23 protein-coding genes, 1 tRNA gene and 2 pseudogenes are annotated in these 24,838 nt (G+C 41.9%); 7 read left to right on the top strand and 19 right to left on the bottom strand.

Annotated features, from left to right (window positions below; all coding sequences use genetic code 11):
• Positions 1-199: 199 nt before the first annotated feature.
• The 6 genes and pseudogenes from FNZ60_RS02235 to FNZ60_RS09625 all read right to left on the bottom strand — a co-directional run bounded on the left by FNZ60_RS02235 (position 200) and on the right by FNZ60_RS09625 (position 5,416).
• The gene (locus FNZ60_RS02235; protein WP_425456825.1) at positions 200-571 is read right to left on the bottom strand and encodes a helix-turn-helix domain-containing protein; all 372 of its coding nucleotides are present in this window, start codon (positions 569-571) and stop codon (positions 200-202) included.
• A 597-nt stretch (positions 572-1,168) separates the two neighbouring features.
• Positions 1,169-1,579, bottom strand: a complete 411-nt coding sequence (locus tag FNZ60_RS02225) for a helix-turn-helix domain-containing protein (RefSeq protein WP_185913431.1) — start codon at positions 1,577-1,579, stop codon at positions 1,169-1,171.
• Positions 1,580-2,125: 546 nt separating this feature from the next.
• On the bottom strand, positions 2,126-2,536 hold the full coding sequence (locus tag FNZ60_RS02220; protein WP_142416104.1) for a helix-turn-helix domain-containing protein: 411 nt from the start codon (positions 2,534-2,536) through the stop codon (positions 2,126-2,128).
• A 679-nt stretch (positions 2,537-3,215) separates the two neighbouring features.
• Positions 3,216-3,527 (bottom strand): annotated as a pseudogene (locus tag FNZ60_RS02215) (UDP-N-acetylglucosamine 1-carboxyvinyltransferase); the annotation flags it as partial.
• A gap of 290 nt (positions 3,528-3,817) precedes the next feature.
• Positions 3,818-5,113 carry a UDP-N-acetylglucosamine 1-carboxyvinyltransferase gene (gene murA / locus FNZ60_RS02210; protein WP_142416103.1) on the bottom strand — a complete coding sequence of 432 codons (1,296 nt, stop codon included), beginning with the start codon at positions 5,111-5,113 and terminating at the stop codon, positions 3,818-3,820.
• Positions 5,114-5,269: 156 nt separating this feature from the next.
• Complete coding sequence (locus FNZ60_RS09625; RefSeq protein WP_185913429.1) at positions 5,270-5,416, bottom strand: hypothetical protein; 147 nt, start codon at positions 5,414-5,416, stop codon at positions 5,270-5,272.
• A 177-nt stretch (positions 5,417-5,593) separates the two neighbouring features.
• On the opposite strand from FNZ60_RS09625, the gene FNZ60_RS02205 reads away from it, so the two are divergent.
• Positions 5,594-5,668: transfer RNA gene (locus tag FNZ60_RS02205), tRNA-Thr, on the top strand.
• A gap of 489 nt (positions 5,669-6,157) precedes the next feature.
• Here FNZ60_RS02205 and FNZ60_RS02200 read toward each other — a convergent pair.
• A complete protein-coding gene (locus FNZ60_RS02200) occupies positions 6,158-6,403 on the bottom strand; it encodes a hypothetical protein (RefSeq protein WP_142416102.1) in 246 nt (81 codons plus the stop codon).
• A gap of 3,197 nt (positions 6,404-9,600) precedes the next feature.
• On the opposite strand from FNZ60_RS02200, the gene FNZ60_RS09620 reads away from it, so the two are divergent.
• Positions 9,601-9,744, top strand: coding sequence for a hypothetical protein (locus FNZ60_RS09620; protein ID WP_185913427.1), 144 nt, complete (start codon positions 9,601-9,603; stop codon positions 9,742-9,744).
• Here the strand turns inward: FNZ60_RS09620 and FNZ60_RS09615 are convergent, their stop codons facing one another.
• Positions 9,745-9,894 (bottom strand): hypothetical protein, encoded by a 150-nt coding sequence (locus FNZ60_RS09615; RefSeq protein ID WP_185913425.1) that lies wholly within the window; start codon positions 9,892-9,894, stop codon positions 9,745-9,747. It lies immediately after the preceding gene.
• A gap of 283 nt (positions 9,895-10,177) precedes the next feature.
• Between FNZ60_RS09615 and FNZ60_RS10015 the strand changes: the two are divergent.
• A pseudogene (locus FNZ60_RS10015) lies at positions 10,178-10,408 on the top strand (DnaJ domain-containing protein); the annotation flags it as partial.
• Positions 10,409-11,307: 899 nt separating this feature from the next.
• Here the strand turns inward: FNZ60_RS10015 and FNZ60_RS02185 are convergent.
• From FNZ60_RS02185 to FNZ60_RS02170, 6 genes are all read right to left on the bottom strand, one after another.
• Positions 11,308-12,054 carry a lambda exonuclease family protein gene (locus FNZ60_RS02185; RefSeq protein ID WP_142416100.1) on the bottom strand — a complete coding sequence of 249 codons (747 nt, stop codon included), beginning with the start codon at positions 12,052-12,054 and terminating at the stop codon, positions 11,308-11,310.
• 599 nt (positions 12,055-12,653) lie between these two features.
• A complete protein-coding gene (locus tag FNZ60_RS10395) occupies positions 12,654-12,782 on the bottom strand; it encodes a hypothetical protein (protein WP_281280234.1) in 129 nt (42 codons plus the stop codon).
• Complete coding sequence (locus FNZ60_RS10390) at positions 12,779-12,910, bottom strand: hypothetical protein (protein WP_281280233.1); 132 nt, start codon at positions 12,908-12,910, stop codon at positions 12,779-12,781. Before FNZ60_RS10390 ends, FNZ60_RS10395 begins: the two co-directional genes overlap by 4 nt.
• Before the next feature lie 433 nt (positions 12,911-13,343).
• Positions 13,344-13,532: a hypothetical protein gene (locus FNZ60_RS02180; protein WP_142416099.1), complete on the bottom strand. Its 189-nt coding sequence runs from the start codon at positions 13,530-13,532 to the stop codon at positions 13,344-13,346.
• Between the two features lie 2 nt (positions 13,533-13,534).
• The gene (locus FNZ60_RS02175; protein ID WP_142416098.1) at positions 13,535-13,924 is read right to left on the bottom strand and encodes a hypothetical protein; all 390 of its coding nucleotides are present in this window, start codon (positions 13,922-13,924) and stop codon (positions 13,535-13,537) included.
• Between the two features lie 314 nt (positions 13,925-14,238).
• The gene (locus FNZ60_RS02170; protein WP_142416097.1) at positions 14,239-14,556 is read right to left on the bottom strand and encodes an XRE family transcriptional regulator; all 318 of its coding nucleotides are present in this window, start codon (positions 14,554-14,556) and stop codon (positions 14,239-14,241) included.
• A 393-nt stretch (positions 14,557-14,949) separates the two neighbouring features.
• On the opposite strand from FNZ60_RS02170, the gene FNZ60_RS02165 reads away from it, so the two are divergent.
• The 3 genes from FNZ60_RS02165 (at position 14,950) to FNZ60_RS02160 (ending at position 19,311) form a co-directional block, all read left to right on the top strand.
• Positions 14,950-16,020, top strand: coding sequence for a DUF1376 domain-containing protein (locus tag FNZ60_RS02165; RefSeq protein WP_142416096.1), 1,071 nt, complete (start codon positions 14,950-14,952; stop codon positions 16,018-16,020).
• A gap of 80 nt (positions 16,021-16,100) precedes the next feature.
• A complete protein-coding gene (locus tag FNZ60_RS09610; RefSeq protein ID WP_185913423.1) occupies positions 16,101-16,685 on the top strand; it encodes a hypothetical protein in 585 nt (194 codons plus the stop codon).
• 142 nt (positions 16,686-16,827) lie between these two features.
• Positions 16,828-19,311 (top strand): toprim domain-containing protein, encoded by a 2,484-nt coding sequence (locus FNZ60_RS02160; protein ID WP_142416095.1) that lies wholly within the window; start codon positions 16,828-16,830, stop codon positions 19,309-19,311.
• Between the two features lie 37 nt (positions 19,312-19,348).
• On the opposite strand, the gene FNZ60_RS02155 is transcribed toward FNZ60_RS02160, so the two are convergent.
• From FNZ60_RS02155 to FNZ60_RS10385, 3 genes are all read right to left on the bottom strand, one after another.
• Entirely contained in the window at positions 19,349-20,050 is a 702-nt protein-coding gene (locus tag FNZ60_RS02155; protein ID WP_142416105.1) for a hypothetical protein, read from the bottom strand.
• A gap of 383 nt (positions 20,051-20,433) precedes the next feature.
• Complete coding sequence (locus FNZ60_RS02150) at positions 20,434-20,679, bottom strand: hypothetical protein (RefSeq protein ID WP_246054701.1); 246 nt, start codon at positions 20,677-20,679, stop codon at positions 20,434-20,436.
• A gap of 175 nt (positions 20,680-20,854) precedes the next feature.
• The gene (locus FNZ60_RS10385) at positions 20,855-20,980 is read right to left on the bottom strand and encodes a hypothetical protein (protein ID WP_281280232.1); all 126 of its coding nucleotides are present in this window, start codon (positions 20,978-20,980) and stop codon (positions 20,855-20,857) included.
• Between the two features lie 350 nt (positions 20,981-21,330).
• Between FNZ60_RS10385 and FNZ60_RS02145 the strand changes: the two genes are divergently transcribed.
• The gene (locus FNZ60_RS02145; protein ID WP_142416094.1) at positions 21,331-21,894 is read left to right on the top strand and encodes a hypothetical protein; all 564 of its coding nucleotides are present in this window, start codon (positions 21,331-21,333) and stop codon (positions 21,892-21,894) included.
• 883 nt (positions 21,895-22,777) lie between these two features.
• Here the strand turns inward: FNZ60_RS02145 and FNZ60_RS09605 are convergent.
• Positions 22,778-22,930: a hypothetical protein gene (locus FNZ60_RS09605; RefSeq protein WP_185913421.1), complete on the bottom strand. Its 153-nt coding sequence runs from the start codon at positions 22,928-22,930 to the stop codon at positions 22,778-22,780.
• 201 nt (positions 22,931-23,131) lie between these two features.
• The gene (locus tag FNZ60_RS02140; protein ID WP_142416093.1) at positions 23,132-23,317 is read right to left on the bottom strand and encodes a hypothetical protein; all 186 of its coding nucleotides are present in this window, start codon (positions 23,315-23,317) and stop codon (positions 23,132-23,134) included.
• Positions 23,318-24,838 lie beyond the last annotated feature (1,521 nt).

Raw genomic sequence — 24,838 nt, 5'->3', positions numbered from 1 at the left:
TGCCAAAACGCCCGGAATCTCGCAAGTCTTATAAAGCAGATGAATGTCTCTGCTTGGATTTTCAAGCTTTGGTTTTTTCCATAAAACCGCGCTGTACAATGAAAACCGCTTTCTTATTCATAAAATAGTTTGTGTGTGTTCATAAAATAATTGCAAAAGACTGGCAATAAAAATGACCCCACAATAAAAAGGGGCGTTTTTATATCTCAGAAATCAAGCACAAAATTGCCTTTTGTTGTTGAGGTTTAAGTTCTCTGAAATTTTTCAAAAGCAAATGTTCTTTTTCGCTATAGCTGTATTGATCATGGTGTGCATGATTTTCTTCTGTTGAAATATCTTTTGTTAAAAGATCCGCATAAAAAAAGCTCATCGGGGTTTGCAGTTTTTGAGCAATTTCCAATAAACGCCCAGCCCCAACACGATTGATGCCCTTTTCATATTTTTGGATTTGTTGAAAACTCACACCTAAAGTGCGTCCTAATTCTTTTTGAGAAAACCCCATGGCAATGCGTCTAAAACGAATTCTTTTACCAATTGAAATATCATTAGAATGTGGATTTTTTGCTTTCACGGGTCGCTCCCCCTCCGGTTGCGAGCGCCCTCGCATAAAGTATTCCGGGAGTCAAAAACACTGAATCCGAGTCAGCTTTTTTGCTTTTAGTGCTGGTAAGCACCTGGACATAGCAAAAACTCCCGGAATTCCGGGATACCCACAAAAGTGGGTTCATTTTTACGCTCGGATTTAGGGGTTTTGAATCCCTCTTGGTCGTTGCGTATACGACCAAAATATCCTTTAAGTGATAAAGTAATTTCAGGAAATTGGCAATAAAAATTAAAGCAATTTTTTATTTTTAGGAGAAACCTCTCAAACTCTTCGGTTGTAAGCGCCCTCGCAGAAGTATTCCGGGAGTCTGAAAGTACTGAGTTCGAATCAGCTTTTTTGCTTTTAGTGTGTAAAACGCACCTGGACATAGCAAAAACTCCCGGAATCTCGCAAGTCTTATAAAGCAGATGAATGTCTCGGCTTGGATTTTCAAGCTTTGGATTTTCCCCATAAAATCGCACTGTACAATGAGAACCGCTTTCTTATTCATAAAATATTTCTTATTCATAAAATAAGTGTAAAAGGCCGGCAATAAAAATGACCCCGCAATAAAAAGGGGCGTTTTTATATCTCAGAAATCAAGCACAAAATTGCCTTTTGTTGTTTTGGTTTAAGCTCTCTAAAACTTTTCAAAAGGACGTGCTCTTCTTGGCTTGAAATCCTTTCATCATAGGGGCTTAAGATATTTTCTTTTGTAGCAATATCGGCAGTTAAAAGATCCGCATAAAAAAAGCTCATCGGGGTTTGCAGTTTTTGAGCAATTTCCAATAAACGCCCAGCACCAACACGATTGATGCCCTTTTCATATTTTTGGATTTGTTGAAAACTCACACCTAAAAAGCTTCCTAATTCTTTTTGAGAAAGCCCCATGGCAATGCGTCTAAAACGAATTCTTTTACCAATTGAAATATCATTAGAATGTGGATTTTTTGCTTTCACGGGTCGCTCCCCCTCCGGTTGCGAGCGCCCTCGCATAAAGTATTCCGGGAGTCTGAAAGTACTGACCTCGAATCAGCTTTTTTTGCTTTTAGTGCGAGAACGCACCTGGACATAGCAAAAACTCCCGGAATTCCGGGATACCCACAAAAGTGGATTCATTTTATGTATTCGAGGTTTCGGGCTTTCAGACCCTACTGGTCGCTGCGTATACGACCAAAATTACAGTGTTCATTCATAAAGCAATTTCAAGAGATTAGCAATAAAAATGAAAGCAGTTTTTATTTTTAGGAGAAACCTCTCAAGCTCTTCGGTTGCGAGCGCCCTCGCATAAAGTATTCCGGGAGTCTGAAAACACTGAGTTTGGATCAGCTTTTTTGCTTTTAGTGCGAGAGCGCACCTGGACATGGCAAAAACGCCCGGAATCTCGCAAGTCTTATAAAGCAGATGAATGTCTCTGCTTGGATTTTCAAGCTTTGGTTTTTTCCATAAAATCGCACTGTACAATGAGAACCGCTTTCTTATTCATAAAATAATTGCAAAAGACTGGCAATAAAAATGACCCCGCAATAAAAAGGGGCGTTTTTATATCTCAGAAATCAAGCACAAAATTGCCTTTTGTTGTTTTGGTTTAAGTTCTCTGAAATTTTTCAAAAGGACGTGCTCTTCTTGGCTTGAAATCCTTTCATCATAGGGGCTTAAGATATTTTCTTTTGTAGCAATATCGGCAGTTAAAAGATCCGCATAAAAAAAGCTCATCGGGGTTTGCAGTTTTTGAGCAATTTCCAATAAACGCCCAGCACCAACACGATTGATGCCCTTTTCATATTTTTGGATTTGTTGGAAACTCACACCTAAAAAGCTTCCTAATTCTTTTTGAGAAAACCCCATGGCAATGCGTCTAAAACGAATTCTTTTACCAATTGAAATATCGTTAGAATGTGGATTTTTTGCTTTCACGGGTCGCTCCCCCTCCGGTTGCGAGCGCCCTCGCATAAAGTATTCCGGGAGTCTGAAAACACTGAACCCTAGTCAGCTTTTTTGCTTTTAGTGCATAAAACGCACCTGGACATAGCAAAAACTCCCGGAATTCCGGGATACCCACAAAAGTGAGTCATTTTCACGCTAGGGTTTAGGGTTTTCAGTTCCCTCTTGGTCGTTGCGTATACGACCAAAGTTACAAGGTCTATTGATAAAGTAATTTCGAGAGATTGGCAATAAAAATGAAAGCAGTTTTTATTTTTAGGAGAAACCTCTCAAGCTCTTCGGTTGCGAGCGCCCTCGCATAAAGTATTCCGGGAGTCAAAAACACTGAGTTCAGTCAGCTTTTTTGCTTTTAGTGCGAGAGCGCACCTGGACATAGCAAAAACTCCCGGAATTCCGGGATACCCACAAAAGTGGATTAATTTTATGTACTGAACTTTAGGGGTTTTGAATCCCTCTTGGTCGTTGCGTATACGACCAAAGTTACAAGGTCTATTGATAAAGTAATTTCGAGAGATTTACAATAAAAATTAAAGCAGTTTTTGTTTTTAGCAAAGGTCACTTAAACTCTTATGCGCACGCACCAAAACCATAAGGTACAACCCCGCATTTGTTGAGAGGCGTTTATTGAAAAGACAAACAGCTCTTAAGATCAAGCCCCCAAAAGAGAAAACTTAAAGAATGGCCTTGATTAAACGGTGATGCGTTGAATTTTCGCACCACAATGGGATAATTTTTCTTCTAACCTTTCAAAGCCTCGATCAAGATGATAAACACGATTAACGATTGTTTCACCCTTGGCTGCCCCCATATAACGAGACAAAAGGGCCGCAATCACCAGCGAAACTGAAAGCCACGCAAATCGGTTGCCATTACAGGAACACCTTATAACTGCTCTGTTCCATAAACGGTTGCTGATCTCACCATTGAGCTTTATTTCAGCCCCTAGACGATTAAGCTCTCAGAGATGCATAAAACGATTGTCGAAAGTCGTCTCTGCAATCATGCGCGGGTGCCTTCACCCCTGTGTCACATGGGGTGCCATTATCAAGCCTCCCTCATGAAGTGCCATAAACGACACGCATGATCTCGAGCCCGCCTCTACAGCACACCTTAACATGCCTTCCTTCAAACCCGCTTCTCTGAACGATGAAAGAAAACGGCTCAATTCTAGCTCTTTGTTAAGCAGCAATTTAAGTCCCCCATGTAAAAAAACCTGCCATGGCCCGTATTTAAAAGAAACAAACTACTCTCCTCCCAAACAACAGACATTCAAGCATATCTTTGACAGCGTCACACGGTTATTCGTTGAATTTTCGCACCACAATGGGATAATTTTTCTTCTAACCTTTCAAAGCCTCGATCAAGATGATAAACACGATTAACGATTGTTTCACCCTTGGCTGCCAATGCCGCAATCACCAGCGAAACCGAAGCACGCAAATCGGTTGCCATTACAGGAGCACCTTGTAACTGCTCTGTTCCATAAACGGTTGCTGTTTGTCCATTGAGCTTTATTTCAGCCCCTAGACGATTAAGCTCTTGAACATGCATAAAACGATTTTCGAAAATCGTCTCCGTAATATGCGCAATGCCTTCAGAGCGTGTCATCAGCGCCATAAACTGCGCTTGAAGATCTGTTGGAAAAGCAGGATAAGGGCCGGTTTTAATATCAACAGGCATAATTTTTGTGTTTTTTGGATTGCGCTTAACGTGAATTCCTTGAGGTTCTATTTGAATCTCAAGCCCTGTTTTTTGCAAAATCTTCAGCACGGTTGTCAGATGATTAGGGTTGGCATTTTTAAGAAAGACATCTCCCCCCGCCATCGCCACAGCCATGGCATAGGTTCCCGCTTCAATTCGATCCGCAATGACGCGTACTCTTGTTCCTTTAAGCCTTTTCACCCCTTCAATGGTCAGCGTTGTTGTTCCTTCACCGGTTATTTGAGCCCCCATAGCATTCAAGGTTCGAATAAGGTTTGTCACTTCTGGTTCACACGCCGCATTCTCAAGAACGGTTGTTCCCTTTGCCATTGTTGCTGCCATCAACAGTACATGGGTCCCCCCAACAGTGACTTTAGGAAAACGGTAGCAAGCCCCTTTTAATCCCTTTGGTGCTTTGGCATGAACATATCCATTCTCAATGGCCATATGAGCCCCTAAAGTTTTCAATCCTTCGAGGATAAAATCAACAGGTCTTGTTCCAATAGCGCATCCTCCAGGAAGCGAAACATAAGCCTCTAAGCATCGTGCAAGCAACGGTCCGATAACCCAAAAACTTGCCCGCATTTTTTTCACCAAGTCATAAGGGGCCCGCGTTGTCGCTATCTTTTGCGCCGTAAAATGGATTGTTCTTGCATTTACACCATCATCATTAAACTCTTGTCCATCAACGGCATATCCAACACCATGATTGTTAAGAATCCGAATAAGCAATTCAACATCGGCAAGATGAGGAATATTCTCGAGCGTGAGCGTTTCTTCTGTCAAAAGCGCTGCAATCATAAGAGGCAATGCAGCATTTTTGGCCCCAGAGATCGGAATTGTCCCTTTCAGTTTTTCCCCACCAACAATTCGAATAGAATCCATCGTATTTTCCCTCTTTTTCTTTGCGTCATCCCTTCCAAAGTTTTTCCTTTGAAAAGTTCATGCTAAGCATTTTTTTAAACGCATTCTTGTTTATGAGAACAAATGATTGAGACATTTGGTTGCAAAGAGCCGTTAAAAAAACTTTTTTTTTGCATTTTAGAGCTCTGTTTGTGCTCTTTTTCGGCTTTGCTCTTTTCGACGTTTTAAGTTTTGTCGCAATTGTTGTGCCAGTCTTTCCTGACGTCGTTTTTCTTTTTCCTCTTGATGATTTATTTCATCATGTTTTTGTTTTATTTGTGTCATTGCGCAACCTTTTGAGCAGTGTTGAGCTTCTATCCAAGCAACTCACGGCTTTAAATATGTAAGAATATAAAAACGTTTATGTCATGACATAAGATACGTTTTCTTGCAAGAATATACAAATGTTCTCTTGCCTATTTTCTAACAATATGGCACAAGACAGCGCAACGATTGAAAACGGCTGCGGTAGCTCAGTGGTAGAGCACTCCCTTGGTAAGGGAGAGGTCGAGAGTTCAATCCTCTCTCGCAGCACCATTTTATTCTTCTTTTGCCTCGCTCTTCTTCCTTATAAGTCTTCTCATCCCATAAATTCTTCTCCTATCCGTCTTATCCCCTAAGCATCAATTTTTTTCCTCCAAGCCTCTATCGCCTTCATCAAAACCTCCCTCCTTTCAACCATGCACTTCAATGACTTCAAACTCAATGATCTTGCATGACACGCTTAATCTTCAAACACTCTGCCAACAGCTTTTGAAATTGATGCACCACAAAAAAACAATTCCTCCGCGCCCCTTTCTTTCATATAAAATGCCCTTTCCCCCCCTCGCCTTTCCCCCTTGCCTTTAACAAAACAGTTCATGAAAAGACATTTTTATTCCTTGAATATTTTTCCCTACGGTCTTCCCCCGCTTATGCCATGCAAGTAAATGATTTTTCTTGATTGAATAAAAAGGGTATTGGAATAAGAGGACTAAGAACACCGCACAGTCCTTGCATTTTCATGTGAATCCCAATCATGAATGATCATAAGCGTATTGTTGTAAAGAGAGATCTTAAAACACGCGTCACACTCATTTCACGGTGCCAACCATGCCCACCATGCCAACTATGCCAACCATGCCAGATAACTAATCCCCTATCTTTTGACACTTTTCCAAGAAAATCACACATCATTGATTTTATACCCAACGTTCTCCACGCGCTCTCAGTCACCCCTTTTTCAAGACACATCTTTTTGATACGAATATATTGATTTATACGGAAGCGCATTCTTTCTCTTAAATAAAGAACCCGAAGAGCGGAAGGCTTTTGCCCCCTCTGTTCTCTTGCCTCATTGACTCACAGTTCACAAGCAGCAAGCTTCCTATAGTGTAAAGCTTTCCAAAAAAGCCTGCCTTTTATGAAAATTCCCCCACCGTAAACGAGATTATACATCGTCGAGAAATACCAAAACCCATGTTGCCAATATTGGAGACGAGCCCTAAGATGATGCTAACTTGCTTTTCCATAAAGTAAAGAAGGGGCGTGCACAATATTTATAATGTACATTTATCATTAACGGGACTTTATCATGATACCATTTATGGTTGGCATGGTTGGCGCCATGAAATGGGCTTGGAGGCTCTTTGAGAGATGTCTCTACAAGCTTATGAATGTGCAAATCAACGATGCTCTATTTTACATGACGAGCATGATCCATGAAAGAACGCGATAAACAAAAACGTGAAGCAATGCGTCATCTTCATGATACCATTCATGGTTAGCACCATAAAATGGGTATGACGCGTGTTGCGAGAAATTTCTTTTAAACAATGCGTGTATGATAATTCATGATTGAAATTCACATGAAGATGCAAGAACCGTGCGGTGTTCTTAGTCCTATTATTCCAATACCCTTTTTATCAAATCAATTAAAATCACTTACTTGCACGTCATAAGCGGTATGAGACCGTGGGGAAAAACTGGACAAATAAAAACGCCTTTTCATAAACCGTCTTACGAGCCCAAGGGCTGCAACACTCAAAGGCTAGCTAAAAATCGTGTGGTGGTGCTGACTTGCTTTTCCATAAAGTAAAGATAGGGGCATAAAGTAAAGAAGGGAGCGTGCGCAATATCTATAATGTACATTTACCATTAACGGGGCTTTATCATTATACCATTCACGGTTGGCACCACAAAATGGGTGTGATAAGCGTTGTAAAATATCTCTTAAAAACAAGAGCGTGCATTGGCAACTGGATAGCGTTCTATTTTACGTTCCCCCCCTCACGGACACCTTTCACAAGTACCAGCATGAAATTCACGAACGCCAATATAAAACGAGTATGAAATAAAATTTCTCTTTTAAACAAACGCGTGACAACGCATAACCCGTCTATTTCCTTTAAAGTCTTTTGGATATTCTCCATTTTCCCCCGCTTTCACTTTCCACTTGTCCACTTCCCCCTCTAGGACAAGCATTTTGAGCGAGAAAACCTCCCTTACATTTTTTGCTGCCCAGATCTTCGTGCAATGAATAAAAAAACCCCGCAAGTGCGGGGTTTTAGCTTTATCACACCCTTATTTAGATACAGGACGATCACTATCACCATTTTCACTAAACATGTTTTAACACATATTTTCAACACAAAAATAATACAGATTGATCCATTCAACAAGAACCAGTTAAACAGTTATGAGGATTATTAAAGATTAAAATGATAAGATCATTATTTAAAACATACATCATAATATCTATAGTGTTTTTTTCTATATCCATCTTATTGGGATGTAGAAAGACGATCAGCCTCGCTGAATATGATAGGCTTTATCAAGAATATGCCCATAAGAATTATACGAATTCAGAAGATTAGCAGGACTTAGAAAAAGCAAAAAAAAAGAAGTAGAATATTATAAAAAGAATATAAGGCCTATCCTCTCTATAGAATATGACAAAAGTCCATTTTGGAGATACTGAGTAATATTACCTAACAATCCTCCAGAATTTAATATTTTAAAGCATTATCACAGAGTGCTTGTTTTTTGTGGACGCTTTGCTGATTTATTGCAAAGCGATAAGAGTATGTTCACCCTTACATTTAACGACTTTAAAAGCGAATTTGAAGCTTTTAAGAATATTGCCATACAATATGATAGTTCTTAACATAGTCTAACACGACGTTTCTTAGAAGCAAAATTTGAAACAAACTTTAATGATCCCATGTGTGTCTACGCAAAAAGATTTTTGGATTCCCCCCCAATGGCATTAACCGAAAAGAACAAACACTTCGTACAGAAGAAATGGTAATAACCAGTGAAGCTACTCGTTTTGCAAACACAGCAAGAATGTGCACGCTTGCGAGAAACATCTATCTTGCAATGATGCCCAAAGAAGGCGTAAAGCCACCTGTGAGCTACAGCTCTTTTGAAAAATGGAAACCATATCTCAAAAATCTTTAACCGAACAATAAAACGTCTTTCAAAATACGTTCAACCTCCCTTTCACGAACCATTAATCCCCCCCTGACAATGAATATAATCAAGCATAAAGAGGGTATAAGAAAACCATGTTAATTAAAAAATCTTTATGGAGAAACACCTTCATTATCACCTTTTTCACAACGCATCTTTTCTGCTTTTCAAAGGGATAGGCTCATTTAAAAATAGGCTCATTTAAAATGAAGTATTTTTTTCAAAAGAAATTACAGAAAAAGAGAAGGCACTGCGTCATGATATATCTAATACAGAAATCTGGTGAGAAAAAAATTCTGTGAATCTTTATGGTTAACAAAAACTTCACAGCTACCAAATCCTTTATCTGAACAATATGCCAATATGATGAAAACATGATATGATACAATCGTACAATGAAAGAATACAGCGCGTCTCTTAACAACCGACGTGATAAACGAAATAAACACAATGAAAGATCTGAATAAAGCAAAACAGTCTAAAAAATCATGCGGAAATATCAGAAATTCTAAAAAGGCTTTCCATAATTCAAAATAATATCGCTGAAAACAAGAAAGAACTTGAGAAACGAGACCTTCAAATTGAGATCTTATATAAGATTATCAACAATCTTTGTCATTAATTCCATAATTTTATGAAACGTGCGTCTAAAGAACATCTCGTATTTTCAAACATTTTAAATTTTCAAGCGTTTTAAACTGTATATCGCCCTCTTTAAGAGACACTACCCCCAAATACAGCAACCCATTCAATACAATTTGTTTTATATTTTGAACCTAAAAAAATAATACATATTGATCTATTCAACAGCAATCACCAATAAAAGCGCATTAGAAACAAAAGACAATAAATGCCCCCTGTTTAAACATTTTATTTTATTCGCTATAGCGATAAGCACTCTTTTATTCACGCATCATGCCAATAGCTGTACAAAAGATGATTTTTTTGTTGAGAATAGTTCTCCGATCAATTGTATTTCAAAAGAATATATAAACCAAAAAATAAAAAAGAAAATATTGGAAAAAGAACAAGAAAAAGAGTGGTTAGAGCTTGAAAAATTTTCTGTTCATTCTTGTCCAAATGGAGCGTTTCCCGTTTATCATGGTGTTTCTATTATCGATTGTGTGTTCAGAAAAGGAAATAAAGCAAAGCCATTTTGATCAATATGGGATTGTAATGGGCTTATTCATACCATAGCTTATCATAGGATTCACCATAACGAAGATAATGTCCATACCGATTAGTTTACTTTGGCGTTTTAAATTCAAGGTTTCAGCTTGTTTATTGACCATAATGACAAGCTTAGCCATTATTGCCATCCCCTTTTATTGCCATCCCCTTTATATGTGATTTGTCGTCGCACTTTTAATCTATTGTTGTAAAAAATACATCTCAAAATATTAAGAAAACCGCACATTTTCAAGCATTTTGAACTTCACATCCCCGTAATTTAGAGACATTAACCCCAAGTACAGCCACACTATTCAATACAATTTGTTATATTTTCTCAACACAAAATATACATATTGATATATTTAAGGGAAGCGGTTAAACGACACTATAAAAGTTAAGAGCACTCTTGGACCGTATGTCATGATCATAAATGAAGAGGATTATTATAAAATTCTTGGAGTAAACTGCCAATGCAATGATAAACAGATAAAATCTGCTTTTCGTAAGTTAGCTCTACAATACCATCCTGATCATAATTCTAGTCTTGAAGCTAAAGAAAAATTCAGAAAAATTTGTGAAGCCTATGAGATTCTTAAAGATCCTCAAAAAAGAGCCACTTACGATCAATTCTCTCATGAAACATTTAAAGATACTCATAAAACTTTTAAAGATACTCACAAGACTTTTGAAAGTGAAGAAAGTAATGAAAGTAAAAAACCTACAGCACTTGAAATAATTATTTGGTTATGGAAAACAGAATACGGAATTATGCTTTTTTTAACAACAATATTCATGGCTATTTGTTTTTTTATAATAACGATAACAGTGTTTGGATTTCCACTTTAATCGTCAAAATTCTTCTTAAAAAGCATTAAAAGTAACCCGCAGCGAATTCACACAAGTGTGATCATTCTTGATTTTCTATAACAAGAGACGATAGAAAGCCATAAAGGGTGTGCGCTCTCTAGCCATTTTTTCCTGATCCACCCCTGTTTTTTCCTTCCCGCCATTTTCTTAAAAGCAATGCTTGCCACGCTAAGTGCCTATCTCCCTTCAACATCCACTTCTCCCCCCTCTGAACGAACCTTTTGATAAAACACCCATTCAAAACTGCCCAACTTCCCCTCTTTTTTTCTTCACACTTCACTATCCGCAGAGGTTTTGCTGATCACACTAAGCTCTCTAACTTCCCCCATTGCCTCTCGGCATCTTTTCCCCTTGCCTATCTGCAAAAATCAATCAACATCTGCCAACCTTTCCCCTAACGCACCACGCGCCCCCTTTCCCCCTAATGTGCCCCCGCTCCCCCTAGCGCTCCAGTTTTTCCTGCACAAGCTTCCCCCTTTTTTCCGTATTGGCTCAAAAACCAAAGCGTCTTCTCCCAATAAATAAAAAAATTATCCTTGTCACCGTTGTCCCTCGAAGACACAACACAAAAGTTACCAGAAATATCCCCAAAACCGCCAGCCCTTGTCCTTCCCCCTTATTCACTTCCCCCTTGTCACACTAAGTTCCTCTTCAACATCCTATTCTTTTCTGTCCTCGCCTTATTATAAAGATTTTCCCCACTGGACAGATCCCCTTCTTCTCCGTCTCATTCTTGTTTTGCCTTCCAGAGACTTTGTCTTCAGCTCTCTAGATTCTCCCTCTTTCGAAGCAATTTCTGTTCTTATTCTAAAGCCTGTCTCAAAACATTTAATGTGCTGGACCATTTTTTCCAAAGCTTCATTAAAACGGTTAATTTCATTTTCAAGCTTGCTGATATAGGCTTCATCCCGATAAGCTCGTTTAATCAAAGGAGGCATATCCGGCCAATAAAGCATTAAATCCACCCATTCGCGTTGAGAAATCCATAACCCTCCTTGACATTGTGCTTTATGTTCTGCTGGAAAACTCTTTTCCATAAAATGCGGAATTAAAATTTCTGGCTTTTTTGTTTTAATTTCCAACAATCCATTTTTTCCCACAAAAGCATCGGGGGAAAATCCTTTTCTGCGATCATCGGCCAAAACAAAGCCAATACATTCCGGTTCTGTCTCTGTCAGTTTGCCATAAAGCTGTCGTGCGCTTGGTTCTAATTCTGTCCCGCGTCGCATCGAGAGTGTTGTCCCTTCCTCAACAGTTTTTCCGGTAATTCTTTCTCCTGCCAATTTCATCATCACAGCATGATATCGTGCCGTTTTTTGCCCTTGTTTTTTTTGCGCCATGACCATTTCAAACAAAGAAGCCGTTATCAACCCATTGCGCGCTTTTTGCCATTCCTCTGTTCCTTGGATACAATCGATAATGATTGGCATAGTATTTTTCCCTCTTCATCTGGTGTTTTTAATATATCCTCTTTGAAACATCACACTTTAGAAATGTGCCCCCGTTCCCCCTAGCAAGCGCCCCATCTCTTCTGCACAAGCTCTTTATACACCTTAGCCTCCAATTTGCTACCACCGTACATTTTAAGCCTCCAATATTGTCGATGCCCCCTTGGGATTTCTCGACAATTCATGAAAAGACATCGTTTTCTTGTTCCCTGTTTATTCCCATGCCAACCCTATTGGTGGTATGCAAGAAACACGGGGATTGATGACTTCAATAAGAGAGGGGTTGTGGTGAGAAAACTATATTCTAGATTCTTATTTAACATGAAAAAATGAATATCTTTGATAAATCAATACGTTGTCTTATCAAAACAAGCTGCCCCCTTTTCTTTCTATCAGCTCCCTCTCAATCGGCCTCCCTATCGGCTTCAAAAACGCCCCCGCAAAACGGCCCCCCTATCAACGAACGTAAAAACAATCCCTCTTCTTGGTCCTTCGTGAAAAAAACACTTAAAACCGTCAACTTATCTGTTCACTTATGCGTCAACTTATCGGTCAAATTATCCAACATGGGGAAAAATTTTTCATTGCCCCGAACAAAACCAAGACAAAAACAGCCAAAACCACCCCGCTCTCACTTCCCCCAACATCTTTTCCCAAAATATTTGCCTTTCCCCCGCATCTTTCACTTGTCCCCCAAAACCGCCCGTCATTTTCCCTGCATGCTGATCACACTAAGCTTTCCTGCAACATCCACTTCTCCCTCCTCTGAACGAACCTTTTGATAAAACACCCCTTCAACACTGCCCAACTTCCCCTTCTTCCCCGCTTCACGCTTCACACTTCACACTTCACACTTCACACTTCGTGATACTTCACTGTCTGCCGAGGCGTGTTACTTCAAGCTTTTCTCGACATTTTTTCCCCTTGCCTATCTGCAAAAATCAATCAACATCTGCCAACCTTTCCCCTAACGCACCACGCGCCCCCTTTCTGCCTATCAAATCCCCCCCTATAGGATCCCCCTATTGGCTTCAAAAACACCCTCGCAAAACGCCCCCGCAAAAAGCCCTCTGCAAAGCAGCGCCCCTGCAAAACGGCCCCCCACAAAACAGCCCCCCCTATGCTCGCAAGCACAAACAGTTCGCCTTTTTAGCCTTCGTGAAAAAAACACTTAAAGCCGTCAGCTTGTCTGTTAACTTATGCGTCAACTTATCGGTCAACGCATTCATCATGGGGGGCGCCCTTTTTTCTATTCTGCTCTTGCCTGCCTCCTATTGGACGACAGAAAAATCATAGCAGAAATATTCTTCCTCCAAATTTTTTGCCATAGTTTCAGCCGCCTCTTGCGATATAAAAAAGACAGCGTTGTGTTTTTGTGGTTCAAGTTTGATTAAATTTCGAATATTTCCAGCATAATAAAGTGGAATGCCTCGATAAGAAGTCTTGAGATAACTTGGCATGCTTACCACCAATAATCTGACAAGACATCACAAGGGCGTAAACGATGTTGTTTTTCATAAGAGCCATAAAGATGATCTTCATAATCGCATGCGGCTCTTTCATTTAAATACACATGATAGGCTTCACTATTCAAAATGAACGGTTGCAATTGTGTATCTTCTTCATTGATCTCGAAATTTTCGGCATAAAAATCCGCGATTTGTTCTGTCACATCTTCAGAATAATTTGTTGTCAGATCAAGTCGTAAGATTTTATAAACAGTTTCAGATTCTTCAATCAGTTCGAGCACTTCTTCGATTTCATCGATAGGTCCTTCATAGGTATCAGGCTTTTCATCTTCGCAGAGAATGATAACGATTTCATCCTCTTTAATGAATGGAATATTTTTCATAATTTTCCCCCTTTAGATAGTTAATAAAACGTAGCTTTGTCTTGACAAGGCCAAATATAGCGTTAGTCTTATCTCCTCTATAGGAGAGATGTCAATCATTTTATCCTTCATAAAAGATATATTTTAAATCTTTGCGGGGCTCAAATGACATATATCAACAAAAACTTATTGTTCTTAGTTCCTCACATGTTCTTTTATTGTTCTCTATTTGTTCTTCCTCAATTGGCAATTATAAACACACAGGAGAGATAAAATGAATGATATGCGATTAATAGAATACTGGAATGGTCTTGATTTAAAAGCACAGAAGCAACTTATTTTGAAGCTCCGTCAACAGGTCGCCGCAAAAGAGTTAAAATCGCCTGCCTCTCTTGGGGAGAGAGTTTTGAAATAAGCTCTATAAATTCTTTATCTTCAGGACTAGCACCCTTATCGTAAAGAATATAATTCATACTGATATTAATTTCGTGACAAATTCGCGAAAGAGATTCGATTGTTGGTTCTTTTCCTTCAGAAAGAATAGAATGAAGGTATCCAGCTCCTTTACCGGCAGCAAGGGAGATCGATCTTTTTGACCGTCCACTTTTTTGCACAGCAGTCTTCAATCTTTGACGCCAACCATCAATATTCATGATTTCACCATATAGCGCGTCTTTTAAAAAAAACACGTCCTTTTTATAAAACGGGCTTGCAATATCCTCTAAAAAGGATAAAATTAAGGCAACAAATTTTATTTTTAGATCATAAAACCACCTTAACCACCCAACGGAGTACAAAAAAAACATCTCGAAAAGCTGATAATTGAGACCATAAGCTCATATTTTGAGAGTGTATTTTTTTCTTTATTTTTTTCATGACCACACTCTCAAATTGTAAGCTTGCATAACCTTTCAGCACACGCACGCCTTTATAAATGTCATAAAGAAATCCTCATTATCAAACAAAGTCAAATACACATTCATTTTCTGTTTGCACTGTTATGGTCAATAAAGCTCGTACGAAGAAAGAAGAAAGTAGATTACCGTATGAAACATGCTCATCAACAAGAAACTCCTCATTATGAATCATCCAGACTTCCCTATGTTTGTTGGTATCAAAATGATTTTCTAGGAGGTGTTCGTGGCATGCGCGCACACGAGATTGGAATTTATACGATTCTTCTCAATGAAATGTATGCACGGGGGCGTCCTCTAGAGATATCGGAAGAACGTTTAGCGCGTCTTTGTGGTTGTGACAAGCGAACTTTTGTTAATGTTTTAAAAATGCTGATTGAAGAGGGTAAAATTTTAAGTTTAGCCAATGGCTTATGGAACCAGCGTTGCGAAAATGTTTTTCAAGAGCGTGAAAAATTGCTTGAACAAAAATCCTTTGCGGGTCGTTCTTCTGCCAAAAAGCGCAAGAAAATCAATGCTGAGATTCAACAAATGCTTAACGAGCGGACAAAAGATGTTTCACAAAGCTCAGAAGCTCAAAAGGCAGAAGAAAAGAAAACACCTATCGGTGTTTTAGAAAAGAAAGTTTTATTTGCTGAATTAGAACCGGACCTTTGCTGTGAAGAACGCTTTGACCAAAACGAAGACTCTTCGGCTCTTTTATCGCCTCCACCGGCAGCAACGGAACGCTCTCCAGAAGGAACAAAACAGAACACTGCCTCTCTCAAGCCCCCCCAAGCAGAAGCCGTCCACAGCGCTCTTGCGCAACCGTCCACTCTCACCCCCACTGTTCCTGCGGAAAAAACGAAAACCACCTCTCCTCGCTCTTCCTCCATTCAAGCTTGTTCCAACACAACGCCCACCGTCTCAACAGCCCTTGTGAAAGGACACCGGCTTCCTAAAGCTTGGCAAGCAGACATTCAAGCGGCCGTTTTAGAAGGCTTGAGTGAGAGCCAAGCCCATTGGCAGGCTAAGAAATTTTGCGATTATTGGCAAGCCAAGAGCGGTAAAGAAGCCCTTAAAGCAGACTGGCAAGCCACATGGCGCAACTGGTTTCGCCGTGAGATCGAACGACTAGAACAGCAAAAACAAGCAAGCCCACCAACTTCTTCTGAAAACAACGAGAACCTTTACCGCAGTCTGATCAACTATAGCGACGATTAACGATACCGACAATAGTTAACACCACACGGGTTAACATCACACGAATAACCACTTTTTCAAGCAAAGACGGGGGGGCACAAATGTTTCAAAACCACTTCAGGCAAAACCACACTGAACAAAACAACGGAGGTAAAAACACCCCTGCGAGCCGCTATAACCAAACGCTTTCCCCTAACCCAGTCTGCTTTCATCACAACAGCGCTCACCCCACACGACTCATCTTTACTTCTCAAAGAACCACAACACCTGAAAGCCGCCCGAAAGCCATTCCCTCTTTCTCACACACACCGCACCCCACCACTTTCGCACAAGGGCGCTGCTTTCCCAGCCAGCAAACCAATACAACCGTTTTGGAAACCGCCAACAAAGAGCAAACCACAACACCTGAAAGCCGCTCGAAAGCCATTCCCTCTTTCACACACACACCGCACCCCACCACTTTCGCACAAGGGCGCTGCTTTCCCAGCCAGCAAACCAATACAGCCGTTTTGGAAACCGCCAACAAAGCGCAAACCACAACACCTGAAAGCCGCTCGAAAGCCATTCCCTCTTTCACACACACACCGCACCCCACCACTTTCGCACAAGGGCGCTGCTTTCCCAGCCAGCAAACCGATATCAACGCAAGCATTTTGAAAGCTTTAAGTGAGAGCCAAACCCATTAGCTAGCCAAGAAATTTCGCGATTATTGGCAAGTCAAGAGTGGCGCTCTTAAAGCAGACGAACAAGCGCCGTAGCACAACGAATTTCGCCATCTGATCTCATGGCGAGAACAGCAAAACAACCCTTTGAGAAAAACGAATAACCATGAGCACAATTTTTGAAATCAAACAAAAACTTATCGCACAAACAGAGAGGATCGCAGAAATGCTTCTGCCCCAGGGGCACAAACGTGGCAACCATTGGATTATTGGCAACACACGTGGTGAGCCCGGTCAAAGTTTATCGATTTGCTTAAGCGGCAGTAAAGCAGGACTTTGGTATGATTTTGCCGAAGGCATCGGAGGCGATCTTTTAGACCTTTGGTGTGCAGTTAAAGGCATGAGCCTTTCTCAAGCCTTAGAAGAAGCACGCGCAACGCTTAATCTCACACGCCCCAAACCCTTTATGGCACCCCAACGTTCCTACCGCCGTCCACCGGTTTCTAAATGGCGCTCTCCGCAAACGCTCGTCAAAAACTATCTTCACAAAGAACGCCACATCCCTCTCGAGGTTATAAAGCGTTACCGCATAGGAGAAGAGGGTGAAAAAATTATTTTCCCCTTTTATAAACCCGATGGCACCCTTGCTTTAGTCAAAGAACGTCTCGCACAAGCCGGCGCAAAAACAAAACCGACAGCAGCCCAATGTGAACCGATTTTATTTGGTTGGCAAGCCCTTTATCCCACCACACCCGCCTCTCAGCATGCCTCCCAACCCACAACCGCAGACCACACTGCACCACGCGCTTTCCAATGCGCGCCCACAAACCACACCACCACACAAGCCTCCCAACCCGCAGCCGCAAACCACGCCGCAGACCATATCACCACGCGCGCGCGCCAATGTGCGCCCGCAGCCCACACTGCACCACAAACATCCGCAGATCACACCACCACGCACGCCTCTGAACACACATCGACAACACACACCACCACACAAGCCTCCCAACCCGCAGCCGCAGACCACGCCGCAGACCATATCGCCACGCGCGCGCGCCAATGTGCGCCCACAAACCACACTGCACCACAAACATCCGCAGACCACACCACCACGCCCGCCTCTGAACACACATCGACAACACACACCACCACACAAGCATCCCAACCCGCAGCCGCAGACCGCACCACCCAATCCGCACCCGCAAACCACGCCGCAGACCATATCGCCACGCGCGCCCCCCAATGCGCGCCCACAAACCACACTGCACCACAAACATCCGCAGATCACACCACCACGCAAGCCTCCCAACCCGCAGCCGCAGATCACACCGCCCAATCCGCAGCCGCGCCCCAATGCGCGCCCGCAGACCGCACCACCCAACCCGCAGACCGCACCACCCAATGCGCGCCCGCAGACCACGTGACGTTTCCCAGACTTTCTTCCAAAAACCGGACAATTGTCATCACGGAAGGGGAAATTGATGCGCTATCGCTTGCCGCCTATGGCTATCCGGCAGTCTCGCTACCCTTTGGCGGTGGAAGGGGGGGAAAACACAATTGGATTGAAAATGAATTTGATCATTTAGAAGCTTTTGAAACCATTTTTTTAGCCACCGATATGGACCAGCCCGGAGAAGAAGCCGCCCGTGAAATTGCCAGCAGGCTTGGGCGTCACCGGTGCTACCGTGTCCGTTTGCCGCTCAAAGATGCCAATGATTGTTTAACCGCAAAGATTGATGCAGCCACTATCGCAGCGGCTTTTGCTTCTGCTCAATGCTTTGCACCAGAAGGCTTACGACGTGCCTCAGACTATAAAGATCAAGTCATTGGGCTTTTTTGGCCAGAACCTGAAAAACATGTTGGCTATACGGTTCCCTATCCTAAGCTTAAAGGTAAACTCCATTTTCGCCCCGCAGAATTAACGCTGTGGAGCGGCGCCAGTGGTGCCGGTAAAAGTCAATTGTTATCCGACTGTATTCCCCATTGGATTGCACAAAACAGTCGTCTTTGTTTAGCCTCTCTAGAGATGAAAGGAGAACAATCACTCCGGCGTTTAACCAAACAAACAGGCGGCTTAGAAAAGCCTACAAAAGAGACCATTGAACGCATTTTACATTTTTTAGACGAGGGGCTTATTCTTTATGAACATGTTGGCAAATCAAACGTCGAAACCCTGCTGGATGTCTTTGACTATTGCCGTGCGCGCTATGGTTGTGATCAATTTATAATCGACAGTCTCATGCGGCTTGGCATTGCCTCTGATGATTATGCAGCACAAGAACAAGCGGTTTATAAAATGGTTGATTGGGCTGTTTTAAACAATGTGCATATTCATCTTGTCGCGCATGCTCGTAAAGGAGGGCTGGATAAAGATATCCCTGGAACAGAAGATATTAAAGGCGCCTCAGAAATTGGTGCCAATGCTTTTAACATCATCACCATTTGGCGCAATCGATCCTTAGAAGATAAAATTTTTGCCGCCTCTCTGACAAGAGAAAAAGCCGATTTAATCAAACGTCCCGGTGTTATTATGAATATTGCCAAACAACGTTCCGGTGATTTTGAAGGCAAAGTAGGGCTTTGGTTTGACCCCCAAACCTACCGCTATCGCTGTTCTTTTGAACAATCCTTACCCCGCCATTATCTTTAACACCCCATCACCACTCTCTTAAAGCCCTACCATGCTCTTAAAGCCCTACCACTTTCTTTAAAAATGCCTTCCTTATCACACACGCAGACTTCATTGCCTGATCAATAAAAAGAAAGAGAATTATTCTCATAATGAACGAGACATCCTGATTCGAGAACCAAAGCCAACTCCAACCCAAACGCTCTGCTCCCAGAAAAGCAAAGAAAATGACAAGAACCCAAATGTAGATAAACAACACAAAATTCAAAACACGCAACACCCTCTGTAACACCGTATCGCGATGCGCGCGTATAAAAAAACCCAAGAGCAGTTTCAACAATACAGCAAAAACAAACACCTTCAAGAATATCCCCCCGATGCTATCCGTATCTCTAACACCCACAGCAAAAAGCCACAGGATCCCCCCCATCAAGCAGCAAAACGCCATCGCCTTCACGACCCAGCAAAAAGCCACAGGCAGACTCTTGAAACCCAAATGCATCACCCCCAAAACAGTGGCAAACATGCAAGAAAACACCGCCCCCTTCAACAATAACGCCCCGCTCACAGCACCGCTCCCCACACCCGCAAAAGCAAAACCAAGATAAAGAGTCATCACGCCATAAAAGACCACCCACCTGCCAAAAAACATCCACCTTGTAACCCCGCGGCGCTTGGCCACCCTATAAAGAAAAGCCAAGCCAACAGCTAAAATGCAGACCAACACGAACAGCAGCAAAAACAGCCCATTAAATGGCATCAACGCACGCCCCTATCAAGTCATACAAAGTCATACAAAATCGCACTCATACAACACCACACATAAGGAAAACCTCCACAATGCAAGCTCCCTCTCTTCAAGATCCAAGGACAATTTCACCCATATCTCATTACCCCCCATATTCCATATCCCCCCCATATCCCAATACTCCATTGACCTCCGCCCCATTTACAAATGCTGAAAACACAACTCTATACAGACAAGCCCCAACATTTTCTCCTTACCACACCAAAATGCTTGGATTGCCACAAAAGCACAGATGCGACAAAAGGCGACAATGCCGCACACAGCCACTCTTTTTAAGAACAAGGCCCAAGGAACCCCCGAACGCTCCACGCCCCCATAAAGAAAATCAAACCAAGTCACTCCAAAGCGCTTTGCAGTGCTACCAGCCCCCCAAAAAAACCAAGGACAAGTCCCCAAAGGACGTCAAACACCCCCCTCTTGAAGAACTGTCCCTTCGTTACCCCACGCCGCTGCAGTACTTCATAACGCACCATAAGGAGAATGCCGGGCGCCCCATAAAATGCCATAGCCCGTAACAAGACGCCCCACGTCATCCCAAGATCCTGCATTTGCGCATAAACAGCCCCAGAGACAGCAAACACGATGCAGAAAAACACCCCATTTTCTAAAGACAAAAACGCCGTGCACCATCATGCCACTCCCCCATCACGTCATCCCCCCATCACACCACTGTCTCATAAAATTATTCCCCCCATAAAGTCATGCCAAGGAAAATCCACGATACAACAAAACATGCCCTTTTTTCAAGATGCAAATCTATTCAAGATCCATGGGGGGAAGCCAAGCCCCACACATGAGCGCACGCCCCCCCAAACCAACCCTAGCCCCCCAAACGACAAAACCACACCCTCTCCGCACATACCACACGCCAGCCCCACGCACCGCACACGCCCCGCTCCTTACCCGGTGCCACAAAACACCAAACGACCACGTGCCCCCACCAGCCCTCTCATCAACGCTGCTCTTACCCTTTCAAAACATGCAATACCAAACTTTCCATACCTGCTCCAGCCCACGCAACCCCGCATACACCGCACACACGAACCGCAACACGAGCACCACGCGCCCCCCGCATGCCAACCCCGTGCGCACTCTGCACACGGTGCAACAAAAAGCGCTAGACAACCGTGTACGCTCTCCCCGTGCGCACCACATCACAGCGAAATCGCTCTCTTTATCCATGGAAGAGGACAACATTTTTAAACGAAAACGATCATTTTTAAGGAGATGATATGAACCATCAAGAGAAAAAACACCCACCCCTTTTTAACGCACAAGAGAAAGGAAAGAATATGGGGCATTTAAAAACGCAAGAAATCCCCTTTGAAACGAACAATCCTTATTTTCAACCCACCCATACAGAAAGTTGCAGCAACCCGCGCACCATCAAAGTCCTTATCAATGCAAAAAGCCACCCCATTGCACTTTTATACGCGAAAGGACATATTAGTCCGGCACAATATAAAGCCGCAGAACGTTTTTATTTTTACTGGCGTCACAGTCAGGCAGATCTCCACATGAGCCTTGACTACACCCGTGAAAAGGTTTCTTGTAGCCAAGGAGCCACCCACCCCATTGAACGACAAATAGAAGCCTCCAGTCATTTAAAAACCCTCAAAGTGCAATTAGGTATTCTTGGCTATTCACTGCTTGAGCGGGTTATTGGCTATGGACAAGCGATTAAAGAGTTAAGTTCTTCAAAACGCAAGCAAAATTCTCTTGCCGATCATTTACGAGATTGTTTAGACTTACTTGCCTTTCATTGGGGTTATACAAACCGCAAATCTTCTGAATAATCCCCTTCTAGGGCAACATTCATATGTTGCCCCCCTTTAAACTCAACATGCACAAGAACATGAACACCCCAAGCATCTCACCTTTCCCCCCCTTAAAAGGACGCGCAGAGTACACAAAACCCTCATCACACCATTCCCTCATCACACCATTCAAAGAAAATATATGCAATAAAGCACCCCTCTTTAAAGCACCCCTCTTTTCAAAAAGAAAACAACGCAAAAAAATAAAGACCCCCGCCCCCTCTTCGCACAACGCAATACAAAACACCCTATGAGCGCATCCCCATCAGCCCCTTCAGTCTAAAATCCTAAAATTCCCTTCACACACCGCGCCTCCTCCACACCGCGCGAACACCCCAAGCATCTCACCTTTCAGCCCCCATCCCTTAAGTCAACACCATCATTCATTTAACAGCTCTAGAATGTTGCGATAGACCTTAGCATTTCTCGACGATTCATGAAAAGATATCCCTTTCTTCTATTGTTTTTAACCATACACGCATCCCGCTTGTGACGTGCAAGCAAATGATTTTGATTGATACCGCATAAGAGAGATTTGAAATGAGAAAATCTCACAGGACTTAAGGTTCTCATTCACGTTGAAAATGATAAATTATCTTTATAAATCAATATGATGAAAACATTGATACAGAATTTACAAAACCATGCACTCAAAAGGCATGCTCAAAAAAACAAAACCCTTTACCCCAACAATTCCAGCAAAACAAAACCGCATCTCCACGCACACCAACCCCTATCTTTCTCCATATTCCCTCCCTCTTTATCCATAGTGTAAACAACATTTTGAGCAGGCAATTTTTTTAAAACAAACCCATCATTCCCTAAAGCATCCACGCCCAAAACATGAAAGCCCTTAGCGATCCTATATCACACCACCACGCCTTACGATCCGCCACCCAAGGAAAACAGCCCTCCCTTTCTTCTTTTCAAGCCCCAAACGACAAACCTGCACATCAAGCAAATGCTTAACACGCCTTAAACACCGCGCCTCCTCCACACCGCGCGAACACCCCAAGCATCTCACCTTTCAGCCCCACCACAATCTTGAAAAAAAACGCTCATAAAACGAACCAGCAAACCACACATAGAGATCGTATCCCATGCACTTGAACCCCAAAGCCAAGGCCTACCAAGACGTGCTACTCTTATAAAATAAAAGTATAAAATAAAAGCCAAATCAAAAATAAGGCTCAAAAATCAACGAAATGCTAAGTTCTTAAAAAACAGCCCTCCCTTTCTTCTTTTCAAGCCCCAAACGACAAACCTGCGCGTCAAGCAAATGCTTAACACGCCTTAAACACCGCGCCCCTCCACACCGCGCGAACACCCCAAGCATCTCACCTTTCAGCCCCCAACCCTTAAAAGAAAAACGCAGAGTACACAAAACCCTAAGACTCAACACGCACACCCTTTTTTAAAAAACACTTTAACTTATTCTATCAAGGCGGCTTGCTTTATCCCCCTTTCAAATAAGAGAGCTTTAAAAAGCTGTTTTAAGGCATAGGCTGTTTTACGACACAATAAAATGACGAATATTTTTTCTTTATCGTATAATACCACCAGATAATACCACCAGAGTATTGTCTCAATTAACATTGTCTCATAACAATGGAGAGGTTGCTGCGTTTTTTCCTCTTAAAATTAAGAGAATTGGCTTTCTTAAGGCTTGCCTCATTTTACATCTGTTTAATGTTGAATTAATCGATATTTATGTCTTTTGCACATTCACTAAGCATGCACATTCACTAAGCAGAAACGGCGTGTAAAATAAAACACTTCAAGGATAATGCCTCTTTCGACACAACTCAAACGCTAAAAACCGTCATCATATTGCGCGCTGAGCATTCAGTATATAAATGAAAGTGTTGCTCTTTGAAGCACTGATATCGTAATACCCTTCACGAATCGCTATCAAAAAATTAAAAATGCGAAATTAAGAATGATAGACATTAAAAACAAGTCCATTAAATGCCCCCGCAAATATCAAATATAATGCATCAAGTATAGAGGTTCTGTTTGAGCTAAAAAATATACCCAACAATGCCTCTCCATGAAAAAGCCATCGCAATAAAAAACCTCAAGAAAAACCGAAAGCGTAAAGACCAAAACGTTAAGAAAATGTGTCCTTGCCATTCTTTAAAAATAGTTCAACCAACAAAGCAAATAAAAAAGAAAGAAAAGATAAAGTAAAACGCATCGCTTTTCATATTCGACTCTTCGTATTCGTGCATTTTCTTCCTGCTAAAAGAAACCAACAATATAGGCACGCTCCCTTATTACGCTTCCTGCTCCAAGAAGATAAAACAGGAAGATAAAATTTGATACGGTTTATTGTGTTCTCTTTATGAAATTGTGAAACCCCATTCTTTGAGCTGCGATATTAAAACCACCAATATTTAAGATATTGAAATCAATAAAATATTAAGCCAATATCTCTGGCTAAAACAAAAAGTTAAACGGTATTAAAATACCTCATGATTCTTATATGATCGAAAAAACAAAAAAAACAAAAAAAAGGCATAAAAATACCTTAATTCTCATGGAATCGTCAGTGGTCTTCCGAAGACATGGATTAATGAGTCTTTTCTATCAATATCTCAAGTATTGAGAAAACAAAGTGAGTATAATTAGTGAGTATCTGTAACAAATGCACCAGCCGATCAGAATAAAATAAAAAATACCTTTCTTGGGCTCTTTCTATTTTTATAGGATATGCTTTTTTTAAGGATGCATGCGGAACCCTTTTAACGCCTGCACCCTTTCTCTTGGGATACATGCTTGCTTTCATAAAAGCGCGTATCCAATCACTAGAGGGTGCACGCAAAACCCTCAACGCGTGCACCCTTCCCCTCAAACGGATACGTGCCTGCCTTCATAAAGGCGCGTATCCAATCACTAGAGGATGCACGTGGAACCCTCAACG

This window comes from Bartonella massiliensis (assembly GCF_902150025.1).
GTDB classification, from domain to species: Bacteria; Pseudomonadota; Alphaproteobacteria; order Rhizobiales; family Rhizobiaceae; genus Bartonella; species Bartonella massiliensis.
This window is presented reverse-complemented; position numbering and strand designations above follow the sequence as displayed.

Coding starts and splice junctions, on each gene's coding strand:
- FNZ60_RS10395 (WP_281280234.1), bottom strand. CDS start 12,782: ATGACGGGCGGTTTTGGGGGACAAGTGAAAGATGCGGGGGAAAGGCAA.
- FNZ60_RS02180 (WP_142416099.1), bottom strand. CDS start 13,532: ATGCCAAGTTATCTCAAGACTTCTTATCGAGGCATTCCACTTTATTAT.
- FNZ60_RS02145 (WP_142416094.1), top strand. CDS start 21,331: ATGAACCATCAAGAGAAAAAACACCCACCCCTTTTTAACGCACAAGAG.
- FNZ60_RS02220 (WP_142416104.1), bottom strand. CDS start 2,536: ATGCGAGGGCGCTCGCAACCGGAGGGGGAGCGACCCGTGAAAGCAAAA.
- FNZ60_RS02200 (WP_142416102.1), bottom strand. CDS start 6,403: ATGCGCTTCCGTATAAATCAATATATTCGTATCAAAAAGATGTGTCTT.
- FNZ60_RS09610 (WP_185913423.1), top strand. CDS start 16,101: ATGTTTCAAAACCACTTCAGGCAAAACCACACTGAACAAAACAACGGA.
- FNZ60_RS02175 (WP_142416098.1), bottom strand. CDS start 13,924: ATGAAAAATATTCCATTCATTAAAGAGGATGAAATCGTTATCATTCTC.
- FNZ60_RS09625 (WP_185913429.1), bottom strand. CDS start 5,416: ATGACACAAATAAAACAAAAACATGATGAAATAAATCATCAAGAGGAA.
- FNZ60_RS02225 (WP_185913431.1), bottom strand. CDS start 1,579: ATGCGAGGGCGCTCGCAACCGGAGGGGGAGCGACCCGTGAAAGCAAAA.
- FNZ60_RS02165 (WP_142416096.1), top strand. CDS start 14,950: ATGAAACATGCTCATCAACAAGAAACTCCTCATTATGAATCATCCAGA.
- murA (WP_142416103.1), bottom strand. CDS start 5,113: ATGGATTCTATTCGAATTGTTGGTGGGGAAAAACTGAAAGGGACAATT.
- FNZ60_RS02160 (WP_142416095.1), top strand. CDS start 16,828: ATGAGCACAATTTTTGAAATCAAACAAAAACTTATCGCACAAACAGAG.
- FNZ60_RS09615 (WP_185913425.1), bottom strand. CDS start 9,894: ATGGCTAAGCTTGTCATTATGGTCAATAAACAAGCTGAAACCTTGAAT.
- FNZ60_RS02185 (WP_142416100.1), bottom strand. CDS start 12,054: ATGCCAATCATTATCGATTGTATCCAAGGAACAGAGGAATGGCAAAAA.
- FNZ60_RS02155 (WP_142416105.1), bottom strand. CDS start 20,050: ATGCCATTTAATGGGCTGTTTTTGCTGCTGTTCGTGTTGGTCTGCATT.
- FNZ60_RS02170 (WP_142416097.1), bottom strand. CDS start 14,556: ATGAATATTGATGGTTGGCGTCAAAGATTGAAGACTGCTGTGCAAAAA.